Consider the following 26,854-nt stretch of genomic DNA (forward strand, 5'->3'; position numbering starts at 1 on the left):
CGCGGGGGTGCGGGCCTGGCCGGCCTGGGCACCGGGCATCGCAGCTCTACCAAGCAGGGGGTCCGAAAACCCCGCGGGGGGGGCGCCGACCGGCCCCCGCCCCGTGGACCGGTGTCCGTGCGCCCCCTCCGCAGGACCCCGCCGCGAGCCTGCGAGCGGCGGGGAGCAGGGGGGTCCTCCCTCAGCCGGCGAGCGGCTCCTCGGCGTCGAGCCCGGCCACGCGCTGCAGGTCGCGCAGGACGGCGGACAGCTCGTCGGCGGTCCACGGCTCGCAGCAGTCGCAACCGTCCTCGTCGAAGCACCGCAGCCCCAGCGTGCCGCCGGCCTGGTCCTCGTCGATGGCCAGGTGCCCGCCCATCGGCGAGCGGTGGCAGGCGCAGGCGGAGGCGCACAGCCCGATGCCCCACCCGGAGACGACGATCGTGCGGCCGTCGTCCCAGATCTTGCCCACCTGGAACACGGAGGGCTTCTGGTTGCGGGTCATGGCGTGCTCCCCTCGCGCCCCCGGGGACCCGGGGGCTCTCTGCTGTCCGCCGGAAAAATATCCGGGATCCGTGTTTGGGGGGAGCAGCTGTGCGGTATGGGCGCCCCTCGCCACTCCTGCGTCACAGCCGCCCCACGAGCCCCCGTCGGGACGCGCCGCCAGTGCGCGAGGACCCCGCACCGGGCGGCCACGAGGGTCGCTCCCGCGGTCCCGGGATGCTGCAGGACCGCGGGAGCACGGACTCGACCCGAGGAGCCGGCCCTCTCGCGGCGTTCGCGGTGCTCCTGCGGTGTCGCGGCACCGCAGGAGCACGCAGGACACCGCAAGAGCCGACGTCGACGCGCAGTGCAGACGTTCCCCGCGCCGGCCGCTGGGGCGCTGTTCGACGTTCTGGGGTGGTGCAGGCCCCCAGGAGCACAGGGAGGACCCCAGGAGGTGGCTCCCGCGGTGTTCCCGGTGCTCCTGCGGTGTCGCGGCACCGCAGGAGCACGCGGAGCACCGCACGAGCCGGCGGTGCGGCGGCCGGCGGGAGCCGACGGCGCCTAGCTGGCCGGGGACACCGAACTCATGTTGAAGTCCGGCACGCGCACCGGCGGCATCGCGGCGCGGGTGAACCAGTCGTTCCACTCGCGCGGCAGCGTGCGCTCGGTGCGCCCGACCTCGCCGATCCGCGCCAGCAGGTCCACCGGCGACTCGTTCCACCGGAAGTTGTTCACCGCGCCGGTCACCTCGCCGCCCTCGACGAGGAACACGCCGTCGCGGGTCAGGCCGGTGAGCAGCAGCGTCTGCGGGTCGACCTCGCGGATGTACCAGAGCGTGGTCAGCATCAGCCCGCGGTCGGTGGCGGCGACCATGTCCTCCAGCGACGCCGTCGCGCCGGGCTGCTCGAGGATCAGGTTGTCGACGGCGGCCACCGCGGGCGCCGTCGTCTTCAGCGCCCAGGCCCGCGGGCGGATCAGGTTGGTGAGGACGCCGTCGCGGATCCAGTCGACGGCGGGCGTCGCCATCCCGTTGTCGAACACGCTGGCCGAGCCGGACGAGGTGCTCACCACCTGGAACGGCGCCGTCTCCAGCCCGGGGGCGTGCGGGTCGCTGCGCAGGGTCAGCGGGAGCTGGGCCAGCCGGTCGCCGATCCGGTTGCCGCCGCCGGCCTTGGCGTAGACGTTGCGGCCCTCGTCGGCGTCGCGGGCCTCCATCGTCCAGTAGGCGTAGATCATCAGGTCGCTCACGGCCGACGGCGGCAGCAGCGTCTCGTACCGCCCGGCCGGCAGCTCGACCCGCCGCTGCGACCAGCCGAGCTTGCGCTCCACGTCGGCGGCGAGGTCGGCCACCGACACGTCGCGGAAGTCGCGGGTGCCGACGCCGGACCACACCGACCGCGAGAAGTCGGTGCTCTTGCCGTTGAGCTCCACGCGGCCGCTGGGCTGGTCGGTGCGCAGCCGCAGGCCGGTGGAGGTGCCCACGTACGTCGTCGTCAGCGCGTGCTCGGCGTAGCCGAAGAGCAGGTCGCCGCGGCCGCGCGCGGCCCCGAACGCCTCCCCCAGCGCCGGCGCGAACTCGGCGAACACCTCGATCGAGGTCTCGGCCGGCTCGGCGTCCCAGTCCCCCGCGTCCGGTGGGGCCTCGCTGATCAGCGGCACGGCGTCCTCGGCCGGGCCGGCGTCGCGGGCGGCCTGCTCGCTGGCGGCGACCAGCTCGGCGACGTCGGGCGTGCCGGTCCGCGCGACCGTGCCGGTGGCCATCCCGGCGCCGCCGTCGACGAACGACACGACGACGACCTGGCGCGAGCGCATCGCCCCGTTCGTCGTCAGGCTGTTCGACGCCCACCGCAGGTTGGCCTCGGTGCTCTCGACGACGTAGGCGACGCAGCCGTCGGCGGTCGAGGCGGCCAGCGCCTTCTCGACCAGCTGCTGCGCGGTCAGCTGGCTCATCGCCCGCCCTCCTGGACCGTGTTGAGGATGGTGACGCCCTCGAAGAGCGCGGCCGGGCTGCCGTGGCTGACCGGCGCGACCTGCCCGGGCTGGGCCTTGCCGCAGTTGAACGCGCCGCCGAGGCGGTAGGTGGAGGGCCCGCCGACGGCGCGCATCGAGCCCCAGAAGTCCGTCGTCGTGGCCTGGTAGGCGACGTCGCGCAGCTGCCCGGCCAGCCGTCCGCCCTCGATGCGGTAGAAGCGCTGGCCGGTGAACTGGAAGTTGTAGCGCTGCATGTCGATCGACCAGCTCTTGTCGCCGACGACGTAGATGCCGCGCTCGACCCCGCCGATCAGCCCCGCGAGGTCCGGCCCGTCGGCGGCCGGCTGCAGCGACACGTTGGCCATCCGCTGCACCGGCACGTGCCGCGGCGAGTCGGCGAACGAGCAGCCGTTGGAGCGGGCCATCCCGCCGAGCCGGGCGGTGTTGCGGTCGACCTGGTAGCCGACGAGCACGCCGTCGCGGACGATGTCCCACTGCTGGGCCTCGACGCCCTCGTCGTCCCAGCCGATGCTCGACAGCCCGTGCTCGACCGTCCGGTCGCCGGTGACGTGCATGAGCTCCGACCCGTAGCGCAGGCTCCCCAGCCCGTCGACGGTGGCGAACGACGTGCCGGCGTAGGCGGCCTCGTAGCCCAGCGCCCGGTCCAGCTCGGTGGCGTGGCCGACGGACTCGTGGATCGTCAGCCACAGGTTGGAGGGGTCGACGACGAGGTCGTAGCGGCCCGGCTCCACCGACGGCGCCTTGGTCTTCTCCCGCAGCAGCTCGGGGATCTGCGCCAGCTCGGCGTCCCAGTCGAAGTGCCCGCCGGTCAGGTACTCCCAGCCGCGGCCGGCCGGCGGGGCGAGGGTCCGCATGCTCTCGAAGGCGCCCGTGGCCCGGTCGACGGTGAGCGCGGTGAACTCCGGCGTGATGCGCACCCGCTGCTGGCGGGTGCGGGTGCCGTTGGTGTCGGCGTAGTACTTCTGCTCCTTGACGTGCATGCAGCCCGACTGCACGTGCTCGACGCCGTCGGCGGCCAGCAGCCGCTCGGACAGCTCGGTGAGCAGCGCGGTCTTCTCGGCGTCGGGCACCTCGAACGGGTCGACGTCGTAGGACGACACCCAGGAGCCCTCGTGCCGGGGCTCCGGCGCGAGCTCGACCCGGTCGGTGGCCAGCGCCGCCGACACCTGCGCGACGGCGACCGCCTGCTCGGCCAGCCGCACCGCCTCGGCGGCGGTGAGGACGACGCCCGCCGCGAACCCCCAGGTGCCCTCGTGCACCACGCGCACGGCCAGGCCCAGGTCCTCGCCGTCGGCCAGCGCCTCCAGCCGCGCGTCGCGCAGGCTGATCGACTGGGTGCGGATGCGCTCCACCCGGATGTCGGCGTGCTCGCAGCCGAGGTCGACCGCTCGGGTCAGCGCCGCCTCGGTGAGCGCGGACAGGGGCAGGGCGAGGAAGGACTCGTCGACGTCCCGGGACTGCACCACCGCCCCTGTCTACCAGCCGGGCCCGCCCCGGCCCGCCCTCAGTGCAGGTGGCGCTGCCAGTCCGCGGGCACCCGGCCGGCGGGCCCGGGCGCCGGCTGGGTCACCGGGTGCGAGGTCGGCGGCGCGAGCCGGAGGTCCCCGCCGAACTCCCCGGCGGCGTAGTCCCAGGTCCAGTCCTCACCCGGCTCGAAGCTCTGCGCGACCCGGTGCCCGGTGGCCGCGGCGTGCGCCGAGGCGTGCTGCGACGGCGAGGAGTCGCAGCAGCCCACGTGGCCGCAGGCGGCGCACCGGCGCAGGTGGAACCACCAGCCGCCGGTGGCGTCGCAGTCGGCGCAGCCGGTGCCGCTCGGCGGGACGGACGGGTCGACCTGGCTCATCGCGGCTCCTCGGGTCCTGCGGTGGGTGCGGCCCGGACCCGGTCCCGGCCGCCGTCGGGCACCGGCTCGGTGCCGGTCGTGACGCTGCTCCGGTCGGAGGCGGGGGACAAGGCCCGCGGCGGTCTCCTGCAGCGGACGGGCGGCCACGGCCCGGCCACCGGCCCGCCGACACCGCCGGCCGGGGTTGCAGGACGACGGCCGGCGGGTAGCCGCCCGGGCATGACCGCCGACCCGGGCAGCGCCGACCGCAGCACCGCGCCCACCGACGAGAGCGCCGCCGACGTCACCCTCACCTTCGGCGGCAACGCGACGACGCTGCTGCGGCTGGGCGGGTTCACCCTGCTCACCGACCCGAACTTCGTCCGGCGCGGGGAGCGCGTCTACCTGGGCAAGGGCCTGTTCGCCCGGCGGCTGACCGACCCGGCGCTGCTGCCCGAGGACCTCCCCGACCTCGACGCCGTCCTGCTGTCCCACCTGCACGGCGACCACTGGGACCGGGTCGCCTACGCGACCATCGACAAGGCCACGCCGGTCGTCACCACCCCCGCGGCCGCGCGGACGCTGTCCTCGCGCGGCTTCTCGGCGACCGCGGACCTGCGGCCGTGGCAGGTGCACGAGATCGGCCGCGGCGACGAGACGCTGCGGATCACCTCGGTGCCCGGCGTCCACGGCCCCGGCCCGCTGGCGCGGGTGCTGCCGCCGGTGATGGGCAGCGTGCTGGAGCTGCTCCGCGACGGCGAGGTGTCCTGGCGCGGCTACGTCACCGGCGACACGCTGTTCCGGCCGTGGCTGGGCGAGGTGCTGCAGCGCTGCGGGCCGCTCGACGTCGTGATCCCGCACCTGGGCGGGACCAGGGCGCTGGGCGTCACCGTGACCATGGACGGCCGGCAGGGCGCCGACCTGGTGGAGCTGCTGAAGCCGCCGGTGACCGTGCCGGTGCACTACGACGACTACGACCGGTTCGCCTCGCCGCTCGGCGACTTCGTGCGGGAGGTCGCCGAGCGGCGGGCGCCCGGGCAGCTGCGGACCGTCGTGCGCGGGGAGACGATCTCGCTGCGCGCCTAGAAGGCTGCGCGCCTAGAAGGCTGCGCGCCTAGAAGGCTGCGCGCCTAGAAGGCTGCGCGCCTAGAAGGCTGCGCCCGTCCGCCAGGCCATCTCCTGCAGGGTCAGGGTGTTGCCGTCCGGGTCGGTGATCGCCGCGTACTTCACCCCGCCCCCGACGTCCACCACGGGCCCGACGTCGGCACCGCGGCCCACCAGGTCCGCCCGGGCGTGCTCGATGTCCGCGACGACGAGGTGCAGCGCCCGGACGGAGCCGGGAGCGCCCTCGTAGGCCGCCAGGCCGGTGCCGAAGCCGACGGAGCAGGCCGAACCCGGCGGGGTCAGCTGGACGACCCGCACGCCGTCGGCGGGTCGCACGTCGACGTCGACGGTGAAGCCCAGCCGGTCGGCGTAGAAGGCCTTCGCCCGGTCGACGTCGGCGACCGGTATGGGTACGAGCTCCAGCTTCATCTCCACGGCGCGCTCAGCCACGGGCGAGCACCTCGTCGAGCCGCTCGTAGCCCTCGACGACGCCGACCTCCATGCCGCCGGCGATCATCGCGTCCCGGTCGGCGAACGAGTCGCACAGCGAGGTGACGGTCAGCCGGGTGCGGCCGTCGCCGAGGTCCTCGAGCACCAGCTTCTCCAGGGCGACGCCGTCGGGCTGCCCCTCGAAGGTGAACGTCTGCACGATGAGCTCGTCGGGCCGGACCTCGTGGAAGCAGCCGCGGAAGGCGTACTCACCGTCGGCGTCGCTGTGCACGTAGCGGTAGGAGCCGCCGGTGCGGCAGTCGTAGTGGTCGATGCGCATCTCCAGCCCGCGCGGGCCCAGCCACCGCACGAGCAGCTCGGGGTCGGTGTGCGCGCGGAACACCTTGCCGCGCGGGGCGTCGAACTCGCGGGTGATGCGGACGAGCGGGACCTCGGGGTCGGCGACGATCTGCGTCTCACGGGTGGCGGTGCTCATGACCGGTTCTCCTCCTGCGCGGTGGGCGGTGTCGCGTCGTCCGGCATGGACCGGAGGACGTCGTCGAGGCGGCGGTAGCGCTCCTCCGCCTGACGGCGGTAGCGCTCGATCCACTTCGTCATCAGGTCGAACACCTCCGCCTCGAGGTGCACCGGGCGGCGCTGGGCCTCCCGGCTGCGGCTGACCAGACCGGCGTCCTCGAGCACCTTCAGGTGCTTGGAGACCGCCTGGACGGTCACGTCGTAGGGGGCGGCGAGCTCGCCCACCGTCGCGTCGCCGACCGCCAGCCGCGCGACCATGTCGCGCCGCGTCGGGTCGGCCAGCGCCGCGAATACCCGGGAGAGCGGGTCCGCTGCCACCTGCGACCTCCTTCATCAACCTCTCGGTTGAACACGACGATAGGACCCGGCGGGGACGTTTGTCAACCGGTCGGTTGAGGAGCCCACGAGCCCGGCGGGTGGCCGGGCAGGTCGAGGTCGGCGACGACGCCGTGGTGGTCGCTGGCCCAGACGCCGGCGACCGGCTCGTCCAGCACCCGGGCGCAGGAGCGGACCTGCAGCGTCGGCCCGTGCACGCCGCTGCGCACCAGCACCCAGTCGATGCGCCGGCTGACCGCGGTGGCCACCTCCCCCGCCCGCACCAGCGGGTTCCGGGCGTCGAAGGTGAACCCGGGATCGGCCGGGTGCAGGGTCTCCCAGGCGTCCTGGAAGCAGACGCTCGTCCCGTCCAGCGACCGGCGTCCGCGCAGGAACTGCGTGCTCGCCGCGTCGGGCGTCGCGTCGAGGTCGCCGAGGACGACGGCGTGGTCCACCCCGCCGGCCCGGCGCTCGACCGCCCGCGCGGCGGCGAGCGCCTGCTGCTCGCGCTCGTACTCGTACCCGAACTGCCAGCTGGGCTTGTGGTGGGCGACCAGCACGCGGCCGACCGCGGTGTCCACCTCGGCCAGCAGCGTCGCGCACCACGGGAAGTCCCGTGCCCGCGGCGTGCAGCGCTGGTCGACCTCCTCGACCACGCGGTGCGGGGCCCGGGTGGCCAGCACGCCGCCCACCCCGTCCTCGGCGGCCCGGGAGAAGGGGGTCACGGACCAGCCGGGGCCGAGCAGCTCCTCGACGGTGCCGTCGGCGACGGGCACCTCCTGCAGCGCGACGACGTCGGCGTCCAGCCGGCGCAGCGTCTCCCCGATCAGCGCGCTGCGGCGGACCCAGTCCGGGTTGGCCGGGCCGAGCACGTTCATGGTCAGGACCCGCAGGGACGCCACCATGTGGCGCAGTCAACCGCCGCACGGCACGGTCCTCCAGCCCACGTCGCACCCGGTGTCCTCCCCCGGGTGGACGACCGGCCCCCGGCGGGATCAGCCCGGGCGCCGACGCCCGCGGACGGCCTCCGGACCGAGGCTCGTCCCGCCACCGGCCGGTGGCCCGACGAGAGGAGGCCCGCGGTGCCCGGCACGGCGGTGAGGGTGGTCCTGGGCACGCTGGCGGGGACGGTCGCGCTCGGCGCGGCCGCGGGAGCCGGCGTCCTGGTGACGATGCCCGCCGGGGTGCACGGGCTCGGCGCGATGGTGGCCGAGCTGCAGGGGCACACCGACACCCGCGACGTCGCCGAGGCCGCCGGGGCGCCGCGCGGCGCGGTGCCGTGGTGGACCCGCGGGGTGGGATCCGGCGTCACCGTCGTCCGGCCGGGGGAGGCGTACGGGCCCGCCGACGGCAGCGTCCGGGCCGACATGGCCCTCGCGCCCGGCGCCGTCCCGCCCGCGGACTGCACGCCGCTGCCGCGGCCGGGCATGCCGTGGGACGGCGGCGGCACCTGGCCCGACCTCACCGGCGAGCCCGCGCTGCTGTGCGAGGGCTGGGTCACCGTCGTGGTCGACGGCCACCTCTACACCTGGACCGGTCCCGCTCCGCAGGCCTAGCGGGCGAGCCGCGCCGCCCGCTCGGCGACCTCGGCGCGCAGCGCGTCCACGTCCACGGTGGTCACCGCGCCGTCGGCGACCACCTGCCGGCCGCCGACCCACACGTCGCGGACCAGCCGCGAGGCGCCCGACCAGACCAGGTGGGTGAGCAGGTCGGCCTGGTCACCGACCGGCTCGAAGCCGAGGTCGCGGGTGTCCACGTGCACGAGGTCCGCGCGCCGGCCCGCCTCGACCTGGCCGAGGTCGGGGCGGCCGATCGCCTCGGCGGCGCCGCCGGTGGCCAGCCAGAACGCCTCCGCGGCGGGAAGCGCCGTGGCCGCGGACTCCCGCAGCCGGGCCAGCCCCGCGGCCAGGCGGACGTCGGCGAGCAGGTCCAGCCCGTCGTTGGACGCCGGCCCGTCGGTGCCCAGGCCGACCCGGATCCGGCGGTCGAGCATCGCCCGCACCGGCGCGATGCCGCTGGCGAGCTTGGCGTTGCTGGCGGGGCAGTGCGCCACGGCGACGTCGTACTCGGCCCACAGCTCCAGGTCGGCGTCGTCGAGGTGCACGCAGTGCGCGGCCAGCACCCGCCCGCCCAGGACGTCGTGCGCGGCCAGCAGCGCGGGCACCGACAGCCCGTGCGCTTCGAGCAGGCCGTCGCCCTCGGTGGCGGTCTCGGCCACGTGCAGGTGCAGCAGCATCCCGTGCTCGCGGGTGATCTCGGCGGCGCGGCGCAGCAGGGGCAGCGGGACGGTGTAGGCCGCGTGCGGGCCCAGGCCGTACTCCACCAGGCCGTCCGCGTCGGCGCGCCCGGCCAGGTCCACCGCGGCGGCCATCTGCTCCTCCAGCGGCGGCATGCCCGGCAGCGGCACCATCGGCGCCGCGACCACCACCCGGGCGCCCGTGGCCGCGACCGCCGCGGCGATCCGCTCCGGTGAGAAGTACATCTCCACGCTGGCGGTGACCCCGCCGCGCAGCATCTCCGCCGACGCGGCGGTCATCGCCACCTCGACGTCGTCCCCGGTCAGCCGCGCCTCCCGCGGCCACATCACCTCGCGCAGCCAGCGGTCCAGCGGCAGCCCCTCGCCCTGGCCGCGGAACAGCACCATCGGCGCGTGCGAGTGGGCGTTCACCAGCCCCGGCACGAGCAGGCCGGGCAGCGCCACGACCTCGGCGTCCCCGGCCGGCGGGGCGTCGGCGGCCGGGCCGGCCCACGCGATGCGCCCGTCCTCGACGTCGACGACGGCGTCCGGCACGACGGTGCCCGCCCGGTCCCCCACGACGACGGCCCGGGCGGTGAGTCGCTGACGCATGGCGGCACGCTAACCCCATCCGTCCCGGCCGTCCGGGCAGCGCCCCGCAGGTCCGGGCGACGTCCGGACACCGCCCGTACCGTGGGAGCCATGTCCTTCCTGGCCGCTGCGGCATCCTCCGACCAGGGTGGGCTCACCGCCTGGCTGCTCTCCCTCGTGGACTCGCTGGGCCCGATCGGCGTCGGCTTCAGCATCCTCCTGGAGACGGTCATCCCGCCGATCCCCAGCGAGGCCGTCCTCGGGGCGGCCGGTGTGCTCATCGACAGCCCGTTCGCGTTCGTGGCCGTCGTCGGCTGCGCCACCATCGGCTCGATCCTCGGGGCGATCTTCTTCTACTACGTCGGCCGGGCGCTGGGCCCGCGACGGTCGCACGCCTTCCTCGACCGGCTGCCGCTGGTCGAGACCGCCGACGTCGACAAGACCTTCGCCTGGTTCGAGCGGCACGGCCGCTCCGCGGTGTTCTTCGGCCGCATGGTGCCGATCGTGCGCAGCTTCATCTCCGTGCCCGCGGGCGTGGTGCGGATGCCGTTCGGCCAGTTCCTCCTCTACTCCGCGGCCGGCAGCCTGATCTGGAACACCGTCCTGGTGACGCTGGGCTGGCTGGCCCGCGACTTCATCGAGGCGAACCTGCACTACCTGGACTACGTCGTCGTCGCCGTCGTCGTCCTGGCGGTGGGCTACCTGGTCTACAAGCGGGTGAAGGACATCCGCTCCCACCGGCGGCGGCAGACCACCGCGGGCCGCGCCGAGGACGCCCGCAGCGCCGACGCGTGACACGCCCCCCGCGCCCCGAGGTCGTCGCGTTCGACGTCAACGAGACGCTGCTCGACCTCGCCCCCGTCGCCGCCGCGCTCGTCGAGCACGGGCAGCCCGCGGAGCTGCTGCCCACCGTGTTCGGCCGCACCCTGCACACCGGGACGGCGGCCACGGTGGCCGGCGTCTGGCTGCCCTTCCGCGCCGCCTTCGACTCGGCGCTGGCCCAGCTCACCGACCTGCCCGACGGCGCCCGCTCGGAGGTCGCCGACGCCTTCCTCGAGCTGTCGCCGCACCCCGACGTCGAGCCCGCGCTGCGCCGCCTCCACGACGCCGGCGTGCGGGTGGTGACGCTGTCGCACGGCTCCCCCGGCGTGGCCGAGGCGGGGCTGGAGCGCGGCGGCGTCACGCCGCTGGTCGAGCGGACGCTGACCAGCGAGACGGTGCGCACCTGGAAGCCCTCCCGCGCGGCCTACCTGTGGGCCGCGGGCGCCTGCGGGGTCGAGCCGGCGCGGATGGCACTGGTCGCCGCCCACGGCTGGGACGTGCTCGGCGCCGAGCGGGCCGGCCTCACCGGGGCGTGGTTCCCGCGCAGCGAGCGCGTGTACCCGCCGGGCTACCCGGCGCCGGCCGTCGTCGCCCCGGACCTCGCGGGGGCGGTCGACGCGCTGCTGGCGCCGTGAGCTCCCCCGCGCCCGTCGGCACCCCGCTCGGCCCGGCCGCGGTGCACGCCGACGGCCCGGCCGACGGTGCCCGCGGCACGCTCGTGCTCGGGCACGGCGCCGGCGGTGGCGCCGGGTCGGCCGACCTGGTCGCCGTCACGACCTCGGCCGCCGCGGCGGGCTGGCGGGTGCTGCGGGTGGAGCAGCCGTGGCGGGTGGCCGGCAAGCGGATCGCGCCCGCGCCGCCGCGCCTGGACGTCGCCTGGACCGCCGTCGTCGAGGCGCTGCGGGCCGGCGGCGCGCTGACCGGGCCGCTGGTGTTCGGCGGCCGCAGCGCCGGGGCGCGGGTGGCCTGCCGGACGGCGACGGCGCTCGGGGCGGACGGTGTGCTGGCGCTGGCGTTCCCGCTGCACCCGCCGGGCCGTCCCGAGCGCAGCCGCGCGGGCGAGCTCACCGGCGCCGGTGTGCCGCTGGTCGTGGTGCAGGGGGAGACCGACGCGTTCGGCCGGCCCGCGGAGCTGGTCGTGGCGCTGGACGGGGTGCCGTCGGCGTCGGTGTGCGCGGTGCCGGGCGACCACTCGCTGGGGAGGGCGCCGGAGGCCGTGGCCGCCGCGGCGCTGGCCTGGCTGGAGGAGCTCGCCGCCGTCAGGAGTTGACCACCGGATGCGTGCACGAGGGCCCGGCGTGTCCCGCCGTGTCGCGAGCACGCACCCGGTGATCGACGGAGCGGGCCGTCAGCGGCGGCGGCGGGCCGCGAACAGGATGAGCAGCAGCACCGCGAGGACGGCGGCGCCGGGGCCGGCGTAGCGGGCGAGCGCGGCGCCGCCGGCCACCTCGAGCAGGTCGATCGGCTCGGGCTCCGCGGCCGGCTGGGGGCGCGCCGGAGCCGCGGCGGGCGTGCTGCGCGGCGGGGCGCCGGTGCCCGGCCGGCTCGGCGGGGCGGTGTTGCGCGACGGCGGCGTGCTCGGCACCGGCCCGCCGACCGCCGCGGCCGGCGCGGTGTCCGAGGCCGACGGGGCGAGGTCCGCCGCGGCCGGCGCGGTGTCCGACACCGCGGGGATCGAGACGGTGTCGGTGGCGCCGGTGACCGGGGCGGTGATCGGCGCGGTCTCCGTGGGCGACGGGGACGACGCCGCGGCGGCCTTCTTCGCCGGGGCCTTCTCCGCGGGCTTGCGCGCGGCGTCGCCGGCGGACGCCGCGGCCTCCCGCGCCGCGGTGCCGGCCTCGCGCACCGTCTCCGCGACCGCGTTGTCGCCGGGCACCTGCTCGACCGACTGGGCGACCTCCTCGGCGACCCCGGCCGCGGTGGCCGCGACCTTCCCGGCGACGGTCGGCTCCTGCTGCTCCGCGGCGGCCGCCCGGTCGACGGTCAGGTCGTCGCCGCTGGCCAGCTGGGCGGCGAGCTTGTCGGCGAACTGGCCGAGCAGCTTGTTGCCGACGTCGGTCATGACGCCGCGGCCGAACTGGGCCGGGCGGCCGGTGATGTTGAGGTCGGTGAGGACGTCGACCCGCGTCGTCGTCCCCTCGCCCTGGAGCTGGGCGGTGATGGTGGCCGCCGCCGTCCCGTTGCCCCGCTGGTCCTTGCCGCGCGCGTCGATGACGGCGCGGTGCGCGGCCTCGTCCTTCTCCACGAACGACGCCTTGCCCTGGTAGGTCAGGTTGATCGGACCGAGCTTGACCTTGACCCGGCCGGTGAAGTCGTCACCGGAGACCGAGTCGAGCGCGGCGCCGGGCATGCACGGGGCGATCCGCTCGATGTCGAGCAGGACCCGCCAGGCCTCGTCGACGGGCACGGGGACGGTGAACGAGTTCTCCAGCTGCACGGTGCGACCTCCGGGTGGGGAACGGACCTCGGCCGGTCCGCCCGGGAGGGCGGGCCGGCCGAGGGAACGGGCGGGAGCCGGGGTTGTGCCGGACGTTACAGCCCGGCCGCAGCGGTGACCGCGCGGCGGGTGAGCACCTGCGCGAGGTGCTCGCGGTAGTCGGCCTGGGCGTTGAGGTCGCTGCTCGGGCTGGTGCCCTCGGCCGCCGACCGCGCCGCGGAGGCCACCGCGTCCGGGGACGCGGCGGCGCCGGACAGCGCGGCCTCGGTGGCCGACGCCCGCAGGGGGGTCGGGCCCATGTTGGTCAGCCCGATCCGCGCCTCGGCGATGTGCCCGTTCTCGCGCCGCACCGCCGCGGCGACCGCGACGATCGACCACGCCTGCGCCACGCGGTTGAACTTCTCGTAGCGCACGCCCCAGTCGCCGGTCAGCTTCGGCACCCGGATCTCGACCAGGACCTCCCCCTCGTCGAGGGCGGTGGTCAGGTAGTCGACGAAGAACTCCCGCGCGGGCACCGTGCGGCGCCCGTCCGGCCCGGCGATCACCATCTCGGCGTCCAGCGCGAGCGCCACCGCCGGCAGGTCACCGGCCGGGTCGGCGTGCGCCAGGGCGCCGCCGAAGGTGCCGCGCCGGCGGGTCTGCCGGTCGGCCACCGTCTCGGTCGCCTCCGCGACCAGCTTCGCGTGCCGGGCGATGAGCGGGTCGGTGAGGACGTCGGCGTGCGTGGTCATGGCGCCGATGACCAGGGAGTCGCCCTCCTCGCGGACGCCGCGCATCTCCGCCACCCGGCCGAGGTCGACGATCGTCTCCGGCGCGGCCAGGCGCAGCCGCATGACCGGGATGAGCGACTGCCCGCCCGCCATCACCTTGACGTCCTCGCCGCCGTCGGCGACCGCCTGGACGGCCTCCTCGACCGTCGTCGGCCGGACGTACTCGAACGGGGCGGGGATCACCGGTCACCTCCGAGAGCGGACTGCGGGGTCGAGACACCGGCGGTGGTCTCGGTCTGGGCGCCGCCGTAGGCGTTGGACCCGGCCGTGGCCCGGTCCCCGCCGTCGCCGCCCTGGTGGATGGCCCGCCACACCCGCTCCGGGGTCAGCGGCATCCGGATGTCCTCCACACCCAGGTGCCGGACGGCGTCGAGCGCGGCGTTGACCACCGCCGGGGTGCTGGCGATGCAACCGGCCTCGCCCACGCCCTTGGCGCCGATCGGGTTGCCCGGCGCCTCGTGCACCGTGTTGCCGGTGTCGAAGTGCGGCAGGTCGGCGGCCGACGGGACCAGGTAGTCGACGAAGGTGCCGGTGGTGAGGTTGCCGTCGGCGTCGTAGACGGCCTCCTCGTAGAGCGCCTGCGCGATGCCCTGGGCCAGGCCGCCGTGCACCTGCCCCTCGACGATGAGCGGGTTGACGATCGTGCCGACGTCGTCGACGCAGGCGTACTTGCGGATCTTCACGAACCCGGTCTCGGTGTCGACCTCCATGGCGCACACGTGCGTGCCGTGCGGGAAGGAGAAGTTGACCGGGTCGAAGGTGGCGTCCGCGTCGATCGAGGGCTCGATGTCCTCGGGGTAGTCGTGCGCGGCGAAGACGGCGAGCGCGATCTCCTGGATCGACATCCCGGTGCCCGGCGTCCCGCGGACGGTGAACTTCCCGCCGGAGAAGTCCAGGTCGTCCTCGTTGGCCTCGAGCAGGTGCGCGGCCACCCGGCGGGCCTTGGCGATCACCTTGTCGGCGGCCTTGACCACCGCGGTGCCGCCGACGACCAGCGAGCGCGAGCCGTAGGTGTCCATGCCCTTGTGGGCGACGGCGGTGTCGCCGTGCAGCACCTCGACGTCCTCGAACGGCACGCCGAGCTGGTCGGCGACCAGCTGGCTCCACGCCGTCTCGTGGCCCTGGCCGTGCGGCGTCGAGCCGGTGACCACCTCGACCTTGCCGGTGGGCAGCATCCGGATCGACGCCGACTCCCAGCCGCCCGCGCCGTAGGACAGCGAGCCGAGCACCCGGGAGGGCGCCAGGCCGCACATCTCGGTGAAGGTGGAGAAGCCGATGCCCAGCTGCACCGGGTCGTTCGCCTCGCGCCGGCGGCGCTGCTCCTCGCGCAGCTCCGTGTAGCCGAGCAGGTCCAGCGCCTGCTGGGTGGCCGAGTCGTAGTCGCCGCTGTCGTACTCGAGGCCGGCGACGGTGGTGAACGGGAACTCCGCGGCGTCGATCCAGTTCCTGCGCCGCAGCTCCAGCGGGTCCATGCCGAGCTCGACGGCGAGCTCGTCCATGATCCGCTCGACGGCGAAGGTGGCCTCGGGCCGGCCCGCGCCGCGGTAGGCGTCGGTGGGGACCTTGTTGGTGAAGACGCCGTCGCACTCGAAGCGGTAGGCCGGGAACTTGTAGATGCCGGGGAACATGAACGCGCCCAGCGCCGGCACGCCCGGGGTGATCAGCCGCAGGTAGGCGCCCATGTCGGCGAGGATCCGCACGCGCAGGCCCTTGACGTCGCCCTCCCGGGTGGCGGCGACGTCGACGTACTGGATCTGGTCGCGGCCGTGGTGGGCGGTCATCAGCGACTCGCTGCGGGTCTCGGTCCACTTGACCGGCTTGCCGAGGCGGCGCGCGATCAGCAGCGCGAGGACCTCCTCGGGGTTGACCTGCAGCTTGCCGCCGAAGCCGCCGCCGACGTCGGGGGCGACGACGCGCAGCTTGTGCTCCGGGATGCCGGTGACCATCGCCAGCATCACCCGCAGCACGTGCGGGATCTGGGTGGCCGACCACAGCGTGAAGTTCTCGCCCTGGGGCTGGACGACGACCGAGCGCGGCTCCATGAACGCCGGGATCAGCCGCTGGTTGACGAAGCGCCGGCTGACGACGACCTCGGCGTCGGCGAAGGCCTGCTCGGTGTCCACGCCCGTGCCGGCCTCGCCGGCGTCGAAGACGAAGTGGTAGCTGGTGTTGGTGCCGAGCTCGTCGTGCACCAGCTCGGCGCCGTCGCGGACGGCCTCCTCCATGTCGAGGACCGGCGGCAGCGTCTCGTAGTCGACGTCGACCAGCTCGACGGCGTCGGCGGCCGCGGTGCGCGAGCGGGCGGCGATGACCGCCACCGCCTCGCCGACGTGGTTCACGCCGTCGACGGCGATCGAGGGGTGGCCGGGGTTCTTCATGTCCGGGGTGACCGGCCAGGCGCAGGGGATGGAGCCCTGCTCGTCGGCGAGGTCGCGGCCGGTGAACACCGCGACGACGCCGGGGGCCTCCTTCGCCGCGGAGACGTCGATCGAGGTGATGCGGGCGTGCGCCACGGGGCTGCGCACGACGCTGAGGTGCAGCATCCCGGGCAGGACCATGTTGTCGGTCCAGGTGGTGCGCCCGGTGATGAGGCGGGCGTCCTCCTTGCGGCGGCGGGCCTTGCCGACCTCCTTGTCCGGGGCCGGGGTCTGGGTGGTGGCCGCGTCCTCGGTGACGGTCATGCCTGCGCCCCCAGGGTCTCGGTGGAGCCGGACATCTCCCCCGCGGCCTGCTGCACGGCGCGGACGATGTTCTGGTAGCCGGTACAGCGGCAGAGGTTGCCCTCGATGCCCTCGCGGACCTCGGTCTCGCTGGGGTTCGGGTTCTCCCTGAGCAGGTCGATCGAGGCCATGATCATCCCGGGCGTGCAGTAGCCGCACTGGAGACCGTGCATCTCGTGGAAGGCCTTCTGCACCGGGTGCAGAGCGCCCTCGCTGCCGATGCCCTCGATGGTGGTGACCTCGGCGCCGTCGGCCTGGACGGCGAGGACGGTGCAGGACTTCACGGCCTGCCCGTCCAGGTGCACGGTGCAGGCGCCGCAGTTGCTGGTGTCGCAGCCGACGACGGTGCCCACCTTGCCGAGGGCCTCGCGCAGGTGGTGGACCAGCAGGGTCCGGGGTTCGACCTCGTCGGTGTAGGTCACGCCGTCGACCCTCATGCTGACCTGGGTCATGGATCCTCCGCTCCGTTGCAGGGGGCGATCGCGCCCGGCTCCGCGGGCGCTCCGCGGCGGAGTCTGTCAACGGCGGAGTGACTTAGGCCACGCTTACCTCTGACCGGGTGACCTGCCGGTCCGCAGGTGCGGAGACTGCTCGATCATTCCTCCGCGGGCGCGGCTGGATGCACGCTCATTGGCCGCAGCGGGGAGGTTGCAGGGCCGTTGCAGCGCGCCTCAGGCGGCGACGGTGCGCAGCTCCCGCCGCCGCAGCGCCGCGCTGCCGGCCAGCGCGACGAGGCCGAGGACCGCCAGCCCGACGCCGACCAGGCTCGGCGCGGTGTAGCCGTACCCGGCGGCGATGACCACGCCGCCCAGCCACGCGCCGAGGGCGTTGGCCGCGTTGAGCGCCGAGTGGTTGAGCGCGGCGCCGAGCATCTGCGCCTCCCCGGCGACCTCCATCAGCCGCAGCTGCAGGCAGACGACCAGCGTCGACGCGGCGACCGCGAGCAGGAAGATCCCGGCCAGCAGGGTGGGGCCGGTGGCGGCGGCGGGGCCGACCAGGGCCAGCAGGACGGCGAGCGCGACGAGGGTGGCGACCAGCGAGCGGAACAGCGCGATGTCGGCCAGCCGCCCGCCGAGCGCGGTCCCCACGACGCCGCCGATGCCGAAGGCGAGCAGCACCCACGGGACGACGCCGCGCGAGAGGCCGGTGACCTCGGTGGTCAGCGGCGCGACGTAGCTGTAGACGGCGAACATGCCGCCGAACCCGACGGTGGCCACGGCCAGCGTGAGCAGGACCTGCGGGCGGCGCAGCGCGCCGAGCTCGGCCCGCACGCTGGCCTCGCGGGCCCCGGGCGTGGAGGGGACGACGGCGAGCACGGCCGCGACGGTGAGCGCGGCGAGGACCACCACGGCCCAGTAGGCCGAGCGCCAGCCCAGCGTCTGCCCGAGCCAGGTGGCCGCGGGGACGCCGGCGACGTTGGCCACGGCCAGCCCGAGCATCACCGTGCTCACCGCGCGGCCGCGCAGCGACGGCGGCACCAGCGACGCGGCGACCAGCGAGGCGACACCGAAGTAGGCGCCGTGCGGCAGGCCGCTGACGAACCGGGCCAGCAGCAGCGACGCCGACCCGGGGGCGAGCGCGCTCAGCGCGTTGCCGGCGAGGAAGGCGGCCATGAGCCCGACGAGCAGGGCGCGGCGGGGCAGCCGGGCGCCCAGCGCGGCGATGACCGGCGCGCCGACGACGACGCCGAGCGCGTAGGCGGAGATGACGTGGCCCGCCGTCGGGATGTCCACGCCGACGCCGTCGGCGATGTCGGGCAGCAGCCCCATCGTGACGAACTCGGTGGTGCCGATCGCGAACCCGCCGAGCGCGAGCGCGACGAGCGCGACGGCCACGCGCGGCGTGGCCAGGGACGGGGTCGCGGGAACGGGCGGGGCGGCGGTGCTGGCACTCACGTGACCCTGCCAAGTGAACGTCGCCGGTCCGTATTCCCCGGGGTGGCGGAGATGACCGTTTCCGCCCCACGCGCCCCGGAGGTCAGGCGCGGGAGGTCCGCCGGAGGGCGAGCAGGTGGGCGGCGACCGCGCCGCGGCGCGGGGACCCGGCCGGCAGCGCCTCGAGGCAGGCCTGCCAGGCGGCGGCGTCGTCGCGGGCCTCGGGCAGGGCGGTCCAGCGCAGCAGCAGCTCGGGCCGGCGGCTGGCGACCACGGCGCCCCGCAGGGCGGTGACGAGGCGGCGCCGGGCGAGGGCGACGCCGGGCGCGGTCGAGCGGGGCAGGACGGGGCCGGGGTAGCGGTCCAGCGCCGCGGCGACGGCGCCCCGGTCGAGCAGCCGGCGCACCGCCTCCAGGTCGGTCTCCAGCGGGCGCAGCAGCCGGTAGGGGCGCGAGCCGACCAGGTCGTCGCCGACCAGCCGGCGCAGCCGGGAGAGCTCGGCGCGCACGGTGACCGCGGCGGTGTCGCCGGCGTGGCACTCGGCGGCCAGCTGCTCGGTGCTGCGGCCCTCCCCCGCGGCGGCCGCCTCGGCGAGCAGGAGCAGCAGCTCGGAGTGGCGCAGCGAGAGCTCCACCGGGCCGCCGGGCAGGGTCAGCCGGGCGCGCTCGCGGCCGAGCACGTCCAGCCGGGGCGCGGCGGGCCGCACCGGCGGCGCGGGCCGGGGGCCGCGGGCGGCGTCGCGCTGCTCCTCGCGGTGCAGCCAGCGCAGCTCCGACTCAACGGCGGCCACGGTCGCGCGGACGAGGGTGAGCACGTGCGGGCTGGCCACGTGGTCGCCGCCGGTGACGTCGATGGCGCCGAGCAGCACCCCGGTGACCGGGTGGTGCACCGGCGCGGCCGAGCAGCTCCACGGCTGCACCGGGCGGCGGTAGTGCTCGCTGCCGTAGATCTGCACCGGGTGGTCGAGGGCGAGCGCGGTGCCGGGGGCGTTGGTGCCGGCGACCTCCTCGGACCACCGGGCGCCGGCGACGAAGTTCATGGTCTCGGCCAGCGAGCGCAGGCGGCGGTCGCCCTCCACCCACAGCATCCGGCCGTCGGCGTCGGTGACCGCGACGATCATCCGGTCGGCCTCGGCGTCCTCGACCAGCAGCCGGCGGATCACCGGCAGCACCGGGGCCAGCGGGTGGGCGGCGCGGTAGGCGGCCAAGTCGTCGTCGAGCAGGTCGACCGGCGGGCCCTGCCCGTCCGGGTCGACGCCGCTGCCCAGGCTGCGCCGCCAGGAGTCCCAGACCACCGACCGCACGTCCGGCCGGGGCGGCGGGGCGCCGCGCGTCACCAGCGTCTCGTGGGCCGCGCGGAGGCGGCGGGTCAGCCCGGGCGTGGGACGCCCCTCGGGCAGCGCGAGCCACGGGCTGGCGCCGGTCACGGCGTTCTCCCCTGGCTGAGAGTCATGGCCCGCCCATGGTGACCCGGATCGCACGATTGCACCAGGCAACGGTCCGCAGCTCAGACACGGGGCGGCGCCGCCGGGAGCAGCGCGGCCGGGTCGCGGCGGCGCAGCGCGCCCGCCCACAGCCCCGCACCGTAGGCCAGGTCCTCCAGCCGGCGGGCGGCGGCGAAGCGCACCGGGTCCACCTCCGCCCGGTGCGGCCACCAGGCGAGGACGGCGTCGGCGGCGGCGACGGCCAGCGCGGCCCGCCGCGCGCGGCGGGAGACCAGCGCCGCGACGGCGGTCAGCGGCCAGTGGTGCCGGGTGGCCGAGCGGGCCAGCGTGCGGCCGGCCGCGGCCGTGCCGCGCAGCACCAGCGCCGCGGCCAGGCCGTACGTCGGCCGGCGGCCCGGGCCGGCGACGCGGTGCGCCAGGCGCACCGTCGCGTCGCCGAGGACGGCGGCCGCCAGCACCCGGCCCCGGCGCCCGCCGGCCAGCGCCAGGACCAGCGTGGCGGCCGACCACGGGCTCACGACCACCGGCGCGACGGCGCGGCCGTGCCGGGCGGCCAGCGGCGCCGCTCCGGTGCCGTAGACCGCCCGCCGGCGCAGCCACGCCCCGGTGGCCGAGGGGTGCTCGTGGTCCACGCGGGCGGCCGGCTCGTAGCGCACCCGCCAGCCGGCCGCGGCCAGCCGCCACACCAGGTCGACGTCCTCGGCCACCCGCATGCCGGCGTCGAACCCCTCCCCCAGCGCCGCCCGCCGGACCAGCAGCGCCGCGCTGGGCAGGTAGGACAGGCCCGACAGCGGCGCGGCCGGCCCGGGGTCCGGGCCCATGTCCAGGGCGCTGACCGCCGTCTCGTAGGCGGTCACCCACCCGGGGTCGGCGGCCGGCAGGGCGGTGATCCGCGGGGCGACGACGGCCAGCCGCGGGTCGGCGAGGTGGGGGAGCAGCGTCGCCAGCCAGCCGGGCCGGGGCACGCAGTCGGAGTCGAGGAAGGCGACGGCGTCGGTCGTCGCGGCGCGCAGCCCGGTGTTCCGCGCGGCGGCGGGCCCGAGCGAGCGGTCGTGCCGCAGCACCTCGGCCCCGCCCGCGGCGGCCGCCGCCGCCGTCGCGGCGGTGTCGGCCGAGCCGTCGTCGACGACGAGCACGCGCACGGCGGCGGTGTCCGGGTCGGCGCGCAGGGCGGCCAGCAGGCGGGCGACGCCGGCGGCGCGGTCGCGCACGGGGACGACGACGGTGACGCCGTCCGGGCCGGGTGCGGGGCCGGCGGGCTCGGGGACGGCGACCCCGGCGTCCTGCAGGCGCGCCGCGAGCGCCGCCGACGCCGGGCCGGTGACGACGAGGCGGTCGCCGGCGAGCAGGTCGCGGGCCCGCGGCGCCAGGCGCAGCAGCCGCAGCGGCGAGCCGCCCAGCAGCGCCGCGCCGTCCTCCAGCCGGCGGGTGCGCGGGGCCAGCCGCACCGCCCAGCCGTCGGGCAGCCGGGCGTCCGGTGGCGGCGGGAGGCTCACCCCGCCAGCACGTCGTCGGTGGTGGTGACCTCCACCAGCGGCGCGTAGAGGCCCATGAGGTCCAGCGCCTTCCGGTGGTCGTCGTCGGTGCTGCCGGCGCAGGCGTCGGCGACCACGCGCACCGGCACGCCGGCGTCGGCGGTGGGCAGCACCGTGGAGACGACGCAGCAGTCGGTGGCCACACCGGCCACGGTCATCGGCCCGGCGCCGACCACCTCCGCCAGCTCCGGGCCCCACTTGCCGAAGGTGGTCGCGGTGAGCACCCGGGCCGGGCCGGGGTCCTCGACCAGGTCCCACAGCGGGGCGTCGGGCGGCTGCAGCGCGAACGGGAACCGCTCGTAGTAGTCGACCCAGGCGCCGGCGGGCTCCCGCGGCGCCACGAACCGGGTGAGGACGACGCGGTCGCCGAAGGCGGCCACCAGGCGCCGGATGCGCGGGCGCACCTCCTCGTAGCGGGGCGCCGCCCACGGGGAGCCGGGGTCGGCGAACACCCGCTGCGGGTCGACGACGACCAGCCAGCCGGAGGGGTGCGTCACGGCCGGACCCTAACCGCCCGCGGCGCGGTGGCCAGGTTTGGCCAGGCTAGCCTTACCCGGACCGACCGAAGGAGACCGTCCATGTCCCGTCCCCTGACCCGGCGCGCCGCCCTGGCCGCGGCCGCCCTCACCACCGCCGCGGCGCTGGCCGCCTGCGGCTCCGACGACGGGGGCTCGACGGCGGACTCCTCGGCGTCCTCCCCCGCGGCCGGCGGCGACGGCGCCTTCCCCGTCACCGTCAGCACCGCCTTCGGCGACGTCGAGATCGAGGAGGAGCCGCAGCGCGTGGTGGCCCTCGGCTGGTCCGACGCGGAGACGGCGCTGGCGCTGGGCGTGCAGCCGGTCGGCGCGAGCGACTGGCTCGGCTTCGGCGAGGAGGGCGTCGGCCCGTGGGCCGAGGGGCTCTACGACGAGGCGCCGGAGATCATCGAGACGCTCGAGCCCAGCCTCGAGGCGATCGCCGCGCTGGAGCCCGACCTCATCCTCGACACCCGCTCCGACGGCACCCAGGAGCGCTACGACTCCCTCAGCGCGATCGCGCCGACCGTCGGGATCCCCGAGGGCGCCGAGCAGTACGTGACCACCTGGCAGCAGCAGCTCGAGCTGGTCGGGCAGGCGCTCGGGAGGAGCGACGAGGCCGCGCAGCTGCAGAGCGACCTCGAGCAGCGCTTCGCCGACGCCGCCGCGGCCAACCCGGCGTTCGACGGCACCGAGGTCGCCGTCGGCGCGTACACCTCCGAGGGCTTCGGCGCCTACGTCCGCGGCGACACCCGCGTCGACTTCATGGAGGCGCTGGGCTTCGCCAACAAGCCGGCGATCCAGGACCTCGCCACGGAGGGCTTCTTCGTCCCGGTCTCCGACGAGCAGGTCTCGCTGCTCGACGCGCCGCTGACCGTCGTCTTCCCGATCTTCGTCGACCCGGCGCAGATCACCTCGAACCCGCTGTGGCAGACGCTGCCGTCGGTGCAGCAGGGCAACGCCGTCGTGCTCGAGGACGAGACGCTGGTGAGCGCCTTCTCCAGCGGCTCGGTCCTCGGCACCCGGTACGCCCTCGAGAACGCGGTGCCGCTGTTCGCGGAGACGCTGCAGGGCTGACCGGCTCAGTACGCAGGAGGCCGTCCCGGCGCCGCCGGGGCGGCCTCCTGCGTCCGCACCGCCGTCCGGCGCAGCGCGAGGGTGCCGAGCAGCCCGACGAGGAAGGCGGCCAGCACGCCGAGGTTGGCGAAGGCCCATTCGCCCTCGCGGCCGCCGAGCCCGAGCGGGCCGAGCAGGTAGCCCTGCCAGTCCAGCCAGCCGGCGTAGGTGTTGGTGACCAGCCCCCAGCCGAGCACGGTGCCCACCGCGAGCAGCACCAGCGGCACCGGCGGGACGGCGCCGTAGCGGCCGCGCGCGTCGTAGAGGTCGGGCTCGGCGTAGTCGCGGCGGCGCAGCGCGAGGTCGCCGAGGAAGATCCCGCACCAGGCGGCGATCGGCACGCCGAGGGTGATGAGGAAGCCCTGGAACTGGACCGAGAAGCTGGCGTCGGCCAGGAACACGACCCAGATCGCCCCCAGCACCATGAGCGTGCCGTCGATGCCGGCGGCGACCGGGCGGGGCACCCGCACGCCGGCGGCCAGCAGCGACAGCCCCGACGAGTAGATGTCCAGCAGCGCGCCGCCGACCAGGCCGAGCACCGCGACGACGACGAACGGCACGAGGAACCAGGTCGGCAGGATCGCGCCGAGCGCGCCGATCGGGTCGGCGCCGATCGCGCCCGACAGCTCCGGGTCCGAGGCGGCCAGCAGCAGGCCGGTGCCCAGCAGGACCACGGGGGCCAGCGCGCCGCCGAACGTCGTCCAGCCCACGACGCCGCCGGTCGACGCCATCCGCGGCAGGTAGCGCGAGTAGTCGGCGGCGGCGTTCACCCAGCCGAAGCCGTAGCCGGTCATCGCCAGCACGAGCGCGCCGACGACGGCCGCCGTCGAGCCGCCCGGCACCGCGGTCACCGCCGACCAGTCGACGTCGTCGGCCACCAGCACCACGTAGACGACGGTCAGCACGCCGCTGACGACGGTGATGACGGCCTGCATGCGCATGATCGCGTCGAAGCCGAGCACGCCGCCGGCCACGACCAGCGCGGCGACGACGAGCAGCGCGACCACCTGGGTCGCCGTCCCGCCGCTCCACCCCAGCTGCCCGAACACCGTCGCCGTCGCGAGGGTGGCCAGGCTGACCAGCACCGTCTCCCAGCCGACGGTGAGGACCCAGGACAGCGCGGCGGGGACCCGGTTGCCGTGCACGCCGAACGCGGCGCGGCTGAGCACGAGGGTGGGTGCCGAGCCGCGCTTGCCGGCGATCGCGACGAGCCCGCAGAGCAGGAACGAGACGACGATGCCGACGGTCCCGGCGACCAGCGCCTGCCCGGCGGAGATGCCGAAGCCGAGCAGGAACGAGCCGTAGGCCAGGCCCAGGACGCTCACGTTGGCGCCGAACCACGGCCAGAACAGCTGGCGCGGGCGGCCGCGGCGCTCCTCCTCGGCGATGACGTTGATGCCGTTGGTCTCGACGGCGCCGCGCCCCGCGGTCACCTCCGCGCCCCGGTCGACGGCCGGCTGCTGGGTCATCGGCGGCTCCTCCCCGTGTCGTGTCCCCGCCATCCTGGCGCGCCGGGGGGACAGCGGCCCGCGGGACTAGTGCAGCCGCCCGTCGTCGCCCACGTCCCAGCGGGCCACCGCCGCCGCGAGGCGGACCGCCAGGCCGGCCAGCAGGCGGGAACCCTCCTCCGCCGAGGCGCCGGCCGGGTCACCGAGCACGCCGGTGGGGCTCACCCCGCGCACGCCCTCGGCGCGCAGCCGGGGGAGCAGCTCGCCGATCGGGGTCGTCACGCCGGCGACCAGGGCACCGGACCGCACCGACGCCGGTTCCACGTGCAACAGCAGCGAGGTCTCGGTGCGCCCGGCGTGCGCGTCGCCACCCGGGACGCCGCAGGGGAACCAGGCGGCGTCGCGGCCCTCGGCGCGCAGCAGCGGCACGGCCCGGCGCAGCGCGTCGAGGTTGCCGCCGTGCCCGTTGACGACGAGCAGCCGGCCGGCCCAGCGGCAGGCCGAGCGGCCGTACTCGACCAGCAGGGTGGTCAGCGCCTCCGTGCCGATGGAGACGGTGCCGGGGAAGCCCTCGTGCTCGCCGCTGGCGCCGTAGGGCAGGGCGGGTGCCAGCACGCCGTCGAGGTCCGCAGCGCGCGCCACCGCCCCGGCCACGACCGTGTCCGTGGCGAACGGCAGGGCGGGCCCGTGCTGCTCGACCGAGCCGAGCGGGACGACCAGCAGCGGGCGCTCGGGCAGCTCCGGCCACGCGGCGCCGGCCAGGTCGGGCACCGGGTCAGCCTAGGCAGATCCCCCCGCGGCCGGGCGGGTCAGGCGGGGACGGCCTCGGTGTCCACGGGCAGCCGCCACGGCCGGACGACGAGCAGCAGCACCGCGATCGCCACGACCAGCGCGGCCAGGACGACGACGCCCATGGCGACCGCGTCGTTGCCGAGCACGCCGACCAGCGGCGCCACCGCCGCGCCGACGCCGAACTGCACCGCGCCGAGGAGCGCCGCCGCGGTGCCGGCCGCCTCGCCGTGGCGGGCCAGCGCGAGCGCCGGGGCGTTGGGCAGCGCCAGGCCGGAGGCGAACAGCACCGCCCACAGCGGCAGCGCGATCGCCCACAGGCCGCCGGTGCCGGTGCCCGCGAGCACGACCAGCACCGCGCCCGCGAGCGCGCCGACGACGACGCCGGCCACGAGCACCTGCGCCGGGGAGAACCAGCGCAGCACCACCGGGTTGAGCTGGGTGGCGGCGATCAGCCAGACCGCGCCGGCACCGAAGAGCAGGCCGAACTGCTGCTCGTCCAGGCCGAACTGGTCCTGGAAGACGAACGAGGAACCCGACACGTAGCTGAACAGCCCGGCCATCGTCAGGCCGGCGACCAGCACCAGGCCGACGTAGGCCCGGTCGCGCAGCAGCTCGCGGTAGCCGCGCAGCGTCCCGGCGACGCCGCTGCTGCGCCGCCGCTCGGCCGGCAGCGTCTCGCGCACGGCGAACCAGCCGACGGCCAGCAGCGCCAGGCCGTAGACGGCGAGCAGCAGGAACACACCGCGCCACGAGGTGACCCGGAGGACCTCCCCGCCCACCGTCGGCGCGAGCACCGGCGCCGCGCCGAGGACGAGGAACAGCCGGGAGAGCATGGTGGCCGCGGCCCGCCCCTCGAACAGGTCCCGCACGACCGCGAGCGCGATGACCGCGCCGGCCGCCGTCCCCACGCCCTGCAGGAAGCGCAGCGCGCCGAGCACCGCGATGGACGGCGCGACGAGCACCAGCAGCGAGGCGACGACGTGCAGCGCCGTCCCGGCCAGCAGCGGACGGCGGCGGCCCAGGGCGTCCGACAGCGGCCCGAGCACCAGCTGGCCCAGCGCGAGGCCCACCAGCGTGCCGGTGAGGGTCAGCTGCACCGTGGCCGAGCTGGTCCGCAGGTCGTCGGCGATGGTGGGCAGCGCCGGGAGGTACATGTCCACGGTGAGCGGCCCGAGGGCCACGAAGGCGCCGAGGGTGAGCGCGGTGCGGGCGGTCCCGGGCCGGTCGGGGGTCGTGGCCGGCACGGTCGCCGGCCGGTCCTGGATCGTCGTCACGACGTTGCGCAAGGCAACCGGCTGCCGGTCCATTCCGGGACGCCGGGGTGTCGCCCGTGTCGCGCGGCCGATCCGGGGAAGGGCAGGGGCATGACCACCGACTCGCAGGACGCCATCGCCAAGGTCGCCGGGCTCATCAAGGGGCAGAGGTTCGGCTTCCTCACCACGACCATGCCCGACGGCCGGCTGACCAGCCGGCCCATGGCGCTGCAGGAGGTCGAGTTCGACGGCGACCTCTGGTTCTTCGCCGAGCACGACGCCCCCTGGCTCGGCCACGTCCAGGCCTCGCCGCAGGTCAACGTCGGCGTCGGCTCGGGCGGCACCTGGGTGTCGCTGACCGGGACCGCGCGCGTCGTCGACGACGTCGCGAAGAAGAAGGAGCTGTGGAACAGCGGCGTCGAGGCGTGGCTGCCGCAGGGGCCCGAGGACCCCTCCGTCGTCCTGGTGAAGGTCGACGGCGACACCGCCGAGTACTGGGACAGCCCCGGCAACCGGCTGGCGACGGCGCTGAGCTTCGTCAAGGCCAAGGCCACCGGCTCTCGGCCCGACACCGGCGAGAAGGACGTCGTCGACCTGCCCTGATGCAGGACCCCCTCGCCCCCGGCCCACGCTCCGC

27 protein-coding genes are annotated in these 26,854 nt (G+C 76.1%); 7 read left to right on the forward strand and 20 right to left on the reverse strand.

Annotated elements, in window-relative coordinates; translation table 11 throughout:
- Positions 1–181: 181 nt before the first annotated feature.
- The 4 genes from ACI79Z_RS13135 to ACI79Z_RS13150 all read right to left on the reverse strand — a co-directional run bounded on the left by ACI79Z_RS13135 (position 182) and on the right by ACI79Z_RS13150 (position 4,300).
- Positions 182–484 (reverse strand): hypothetical protein, encoded by a 303-nt coding sequence (locus tag ACI79Z_RS13135; protein WP_387992366.1) that lies wholly within the window; start codon positions 482–484, stop codon positions 182–184.
- Between the two features lie 542 nt (positions 485–1,026).
- Complete coding sequence (locus tag ACI79Z_RS13140) at positions 1,027–2,415, reverse strand: metallopeptidase TldD-related protein (protein WP_456902879.1); 1,389 nt, start codon at positions 2,413–2,415, stop codon at positions 1,027–1,029.
- Complete coding sequence (locus ACI79Z_RS13145; RefSeq protein WP_456902880.1) at positions 2,412–3,923, reverse strand: TldD/PmbA family protein; 1,512 nt, start codon at positions 3,921–3,923, stop codon at positions 2,412–2,414. Before ACI79Z_RS13145 ends, ACI79Z_RS13140 begins: the two co-directional genes overlap by 4 nt.
- A gap of 38 nt (positions 3,924–3,961) precedes the next feature.
- Positions 3,962–4,300, reverse strand: coding sequence for a UBP-type zinc finger domain-containing protein (locus ACI79Z_RS13150; RefSeq protein ID WP_387992375.1), 339 nt, complete (start codon positions 4,298–4,300; stop codon positions 3,962–3,964).
- A 219-nt stretch (positions 4,301–4,519) separates the two neighbouring features.
- Here ACI79Z_RS13150 and ACI79Z_RS13155 point away from each other — a divergent pair, with 219 nt between their 5' ends.
- Positions 4,520–5,365, forward strand: coding sequence for an MBL fold metallo-hydrolase (locus ACI79Z_RS13155; RefSeq protein WP_387992378.1), 846 nt, complete (start codon positions 4,520–4,522; stop codon positions 5,363–5,365).
- 60 nt (positions 5,366–5,425) lie between these two features.
- Here ACI79Z_RS13155 and ACI79Z_RS13160 read toward each other — a convergent pair whose 3' ends face one another.
- From ACI79Z_RS13160 to ACI79Z_RS13175, 4 genes are all read right to left on the reverse strand, one after another.
- Positions 5,426–5,833: a VOC family protein gene (locus ACI79Z_RS13160; RefSeq protein ID WP_387992381.1), complete on the reverse strand. Its 408-nt coding sequence runs from the start codon at positions 5,831–5,833 to the stop codon at positions 5,426–5,428.
- Entirely contained in the window at positions 5,826–6,308 is a 483-nt protein-coding gene (locus ACI79Z_RS13165; RefSeq protein WP_387992384.1) for an SRPBCC family protein, read from the reverse strand. The genes ACI79Z_RS13160 and ACI79Z_RS13165 overlap by 8 nt, the downstream gene beginning before the upstream one ends.
- Complete coding sequence (locus ACI79Z_RS13170; protein WP_387992387.1) at positions 6,305–6,667, reverse strand: ArsR/SmtB family transcription factor; 363 nt, start codon at positions 6,665–6,667, stop codon at positions 6,305–6,307. Before ACI79Z_RS13170 ends, ACI79Z_RS13165 begins: the two co-directional genes overlap by 4 nt.
- A gap of 62 nt (positions 6,668–6,729) precedes the next feature.
- Positions 6,730–7,569 carry an endonuclease/exonuclease/phosphatase family protein gene (locus ACI79Z_RS13175; RefSeq protein WP_456902881.1) on the reverse strand — a complete coding sequence of 280 codons (840 nt, stop codon included), beginning with the start codon at positions 7,567–7,569 and terminating at the stop codon, positions 6,730–6,732.
- A gap of 177 nt (positions 7,570–7,746) precedes the next feature.
- Between ACI79Z_RS13175 and ACI79Z_RS13180 the strand changes: the two genes are divergently transcribed.
- On the forward strand, positions 7,747–8,220 hold the full coding sequence (locus tag ACI79Z_RS13180; RefSeq protein WP_456902882.1) for a hypothetical protein: 474 nt from the start codon (positions 7,747–7,749) through the stop codon (positions 8,218–8,220).
- Here ACI79Z_RS13180 and ACI79Z_RS13185 read toward each other — a convergent pair.
- The gene (locus ACI79Z_RS13185) at positions 8,217–9,512 is read right to left on the reverse strand and encodes an amidohydrolase family protein (RefSeq protein ID WP_456902883.1); all 1,296 of its coding nucleotides are present in this window, start codon (positions 9,510–9,512) and stop codon (positions 8,217–8,219) included. The two genes, ACI79Z_RS13180 and ACI79Z_RS13185, sit on opposite strands and share 4 nt — an antisense overlap.
- Before the next feature lie 90 nt (positions 9,513–9,602).
- On the opposite strand from ACI79Z_RS13185, the gene ACI79Z_RS13190 reads away from it, so the two are divergent.
- From ACI79Z_RS13190 to ACI79Z_RS13200, 3 genes are read left to right on the forward strand one after another with little or no spacing between them, the layout of a single operon-like run.
- On the forward strand, positions 9,603–10,286 hold the full coding sequence (locus ACI79Z_RS13190) for a DedA family protein (protein ID WP_387992397.1): 684 nt from the start codon (positions 9,603–9,605) through the stop codon (positions 10,284–10,286).
- Complete coding sequence (locus ACI79Z_RS13195; protein ID WP_456902884.1) at positions 10,283–10,948, forward strand: HAD family hydrolase; 666 nt, start codon at positions 10,283–10,285, stop codon at positions 10,946–10,948. The genes ACI79Z_RS13190 and ACI79Z_RS13195 overlap by 4 nt, the downstream gene beginning before the upstream one ends.
- Entirely contained in the window at positions 10,945–11,583 is a 639-nt protein-coding gene (locus tag ACI79Z_RS13200; protein ID WP_456902885.1) for an alpha/beta hydrolase family protein, read from the forward strand. Before ACI79Z_RS13195 ends, ACI79Z_RS13200 begins: the two co-directional genes overlap by 4 nt.
- Positions 11,584–11,661: 78 nt before the next feature.
- On the opposite strand, the gene ACI79Z_RS13205 is transcribed toward ACI79Z_RS13200, so the two are convergent.
- The 8 genes from ACI79Z_RS13205 to ACI79Z_RS13240 all read right to left on the reverse strand — a co-directional run bounded on the left by ACI79Z_RS13205 (position 11,662) and on the right by ACI79Z_RS13240 (position 21,590).
- Positions 11,662–12,750, reverse strand: a complete 1,089-nt coding sequence (locus tag ACI79Z_RS13205; RefSeq protein ID WP_456902886.1) for an SRPBCC domain-containing protein — start codon at positions 12,748–12,750, stop codon at positions 11,662–11,664.
- A 95-nt stretch (positions 12,751–12,845) separates the two neighbouring features.
- Positions 12,846–13,703, reverse strand: coding sequence for an FAD binding domain-containing protein (locus ACI79Z_RS13210; protein ID WP_387992409.1), 858 nt, complete (start codon positions 13,701–13,703; stop codon positions 12,846–12,848).
- Positions 13,700–16,201 carry a xanthine dehydrogenase family protein molybdopterin-binding subunit gene (locus tag ACI79Z_RS13215; RefSeq protein WP_456902887.1) on the reverse strand — a complete coding sequence of 834 codons (2,502 nt, stop codon included), beginning with the start codon at positions 16,199–16,201 and terminating at the stop codon, positions 13,700–13,702. Before ACI79Z_RS13215 ends, ACI79Z_RS13210 begins: the two co-directional genes overlap by 4 nt.
- A complete protein-coding gene (locus tag ACI79Z_RS13220) occupies positions 16,198–16,692 on the reverse strand; it encodes a (2Fe-2S)-binding protein (RefSeq protein ID WP_387992415.1) in 495 nt (164 codons plus the stop codon). Before ACI79Z_RS13220 ends, ACI79Z_RS13215 begins: the two co-directional genes overlap by 4 nt.
- A gap of 219 nt (positions 16,693–16,911) precedes the next feature.
- Positions 16,912–18,135 carry an MFS transporter gene (locus ACI79Z_RS13225; RefSeq protein ID WP_456902888.1) on the reverse strand — a complete coding sequence of 408 codons (1,224 nt, stop codon included), beginning with the start codon at positions 18,133–18,135 and terminating at the stop codon, positions 16,912–16,914.
- Between the two features lie 82 nt (positions 18,136–18,217).
- Positions 18,218–19,540, reverse strand: a complete 1,323-nt coding sequence (locus tag ACI79Z_RS13230; RefSeq protein WP_387992420.1) for a phytochrome sensor protein — start codon at positions 19,538–19,540, stop codon at positions 18,218–18,220.
- An 80-nt stretch (positions 19,541–19,620) separates the two neighbouring features.
- The gene (gene mftF, locus ACI79Z_RS13235; RefSeq protein WP_456902889.1) at positions 19,621–21,054 is read right to left on the reverse strand and encodes a mycofactocin biosynthesis glycosyltransferase MftF; all 1,434 of its coding nucleotides are present in this window, start codon (positions 21,052–21,054) and stop codon (positions 19,621–19,623) included.
- Complete coding sequence (locus ACI79Z_RS13240) at positions 21,051–21,590, reverse strand: cysteine hydrolase family protein (protein WP_456902890.1); 540 nt, start codon at positions 21,588–21,590, stop codon at positions 21,051–21,053. The genes mftF and ACI79Z_RS13240 overlap by 4 nt, the downstream gene beginning before the upstream one ends.
- Before the next feature lie 81 nt (positions 21,591–21,671).
- Between ACI79Z_RS13240 and ACI79Z_RS13245 the strand changes: the two genes are divergently transcribed.
- Positions 21,672–22,685, forward strand: coding sequence for an iron-siderophore ABC transporter substrate-binding protein (locus ACI79Z_RS13245; RefSeq protein WP_456902891.1), 1,014 nt, complete (start codon positions 21,672–21,674; stop codon positions 22,683–22,685).
- A gap of 5 nt (positions 22,686–22,690) precedes the next feature.
- On the opposite strand, the gene ACI79Z_RS13250 is transcribed toward ACI79Z_RS13245, so the two are convergent.
- The 3 genes from ACI79Z_RS13250 to ACI79Z_RS13260 all read right to left on the reverse strand — a co-directional run bounded on the left by ACI79Z_RS13250 (position 22,691) and on the right by ACI79Z_RS13260 (position 26,238).
- The gene (locus tag ACI79Z_RS13250) at positions 22,691–24,193 is read right to left on the reverse strand and encodes a purine-cytosine permease family protein (RefSeq protein WP_456902892.1); all 1,503 of its coding nucleotides are present in this window, start codon (positions 24,191–24,193) and stop codon (positions 22,691–22,693) included.
- A 66-nt stretch (positions 24,194–24,259) separates the two neighbouring features.
- Positions 24,260–24,943 carry a mycofactocin biosynthesis peptidyl-dipeptidase MftE gene (mftE, locus tag ACI79Z_RS13255; protein WP_456902893.1) on the reverse strand — a complete coding sequence of 228 codons (684 nt, stop codon included), beginning with the start codon at positions 24,941–24,943 and terminating at the stop codon, positions 24,260–24,262.
- Positions 24,944–24,981: 38 nt separating this feature from the next.
- The gene (locus ACI79Z_RS13260) at positions 24,982–26,238 is read right to left on the reverse strand and encodes a multidrug effflux MFS transporter (protein WP_456902894.1); all 1,257 of its coding nucleotides are present in this window, start codon (positions 26,236–26,238) and stop codon (positions 24,982–24,984) included.
- Between the two features lie 90 nt (positions 26,239–26,328).
- On the opposite strand from ACI79Z_RS13260, the gene ACI79Z_RS13265 reads away from it, so the two are divergent.
- The gene (locus tag ACI79Z_RS13265) at positions 26,329–26,820 is read left to right on the forward strand and encodes a pyridoxamine 5'-phosphate oxidase family protein (protein ID WP_387991639.1); all 492 of its coding nucleotides are present in this window, start codon (positions 26,329–26,331) and stop codon (positions 26,818–26,820) included.
- Positions 26,821–26,854 lie beyond the last annotated feature (34 nt).

This window comes from Geodermatophilus sp. SYSU D00663 (assembly GCF_054050655.1).

What these genes read in the sequence shown, in the direction of transcription:
- ACI79Z_RS13135 (WP_387992366.1), bottom strand. Translation starts at nt 484, where the DNA reads ATGACCCGCAACCAGAAGCCCTCCGTGTTCCAGGTGGGCAAGATCTGG.
- ACI79Z_RS13140 (WP_456902879.1), bottom strand. Translation starts at nt 2,415, where the DNA reads ATGAGCCAGCTGACCGCGCAGCAGCTGGTCGAGAAGGCGCTGGCCGCC.
- ACI79Z_RS13150 (WP_387992375.1), bottom strand. Translation starts at nt 4,300, where the DNA reads ATGAGCCAGGTCGACCCGTCCGTCCCGCCGAGCGGCACCGGCTGCGCC.
- ACI79Z_RS13155 (WP_387992378.1), top strand. Translation starts at nt 4,520, where the DNA reads ATGACCGCCGACCCGGGCAGCGCCGACCGCAGCACCGCGCCCACCGAC.
- ACI79Z_RS13165 (WP_387992384.1), bottom strand. Translation starts at nt 6,308, where the DNA reads ATGAGCACCGCCACCCGTGAGACGCAGATCGTCGCCGACCCCGAGGTC.
- ACI79Z_RS13175 (WP_456902881.1), bottom strand. Translation starts at nt 7,569, where the DNA reads ATGGTGGCGTCCCTGCGGGTCCTGACCATGAACGTGCTCGGCCCGGCC.
- ACI79Z_RS13185 (WP_456902883.1), bottom strand. Translation starts at nt 9,512, where the DNA reads ATGCGTCAGCGACTCACCGCCCGGGCCGTCGTCGTGGGGGACCGGGCG.
- ACI79Z_RS13190 (WP_387992397.1), top strand. Translation starts at nt 9,603, where the DNA reads ATGTCCTTCCTGGCCGCTGCGGCATCCTCCGACCAGGGTGGGCTCACC.
- ACI79Z_RS13215 (WP_456902887.1), bottom strand. Translation starts at nt 16,201, where the DNA reads ATGACCGTCACCGAGGACGCGGCCACCACCCAGACCCCGGCCCCGGAC.
- ACI79Z_RS13220 (WP_387992415.1), bottom strand. Translation starts at nt 16,692, where the DNA reads ATGACCCAGGTCAGCATGAGGGTCGACGGCGTGACCTACACCGACGAG.
- ACI79Z_RS13245 (WP_456902891.1), top strand. Translation starts at nt 21,672, where the DNA reads ATGTCCCGTCCCCTGACCCGGCGCGCCGCCCTGGCCGCGGCCGCCCTC.
- ACI79Z_RS13250 (WP_456902892.1), bottom strand. Translation starts at nt 24,193, where the DNA reads ATGACCCAGCAGCCGGCCGTCGACCGGGGCGCGGAGGTGACCGCGGGG.
- ACI79Z_RS13265 (WP_387991639.1), top strand. Translation starts at nt 26,329, where the DNA reads ATGACCACCGACTCGCAGGACGCCATCGCCAAGGTCGCCGGGCTCATC.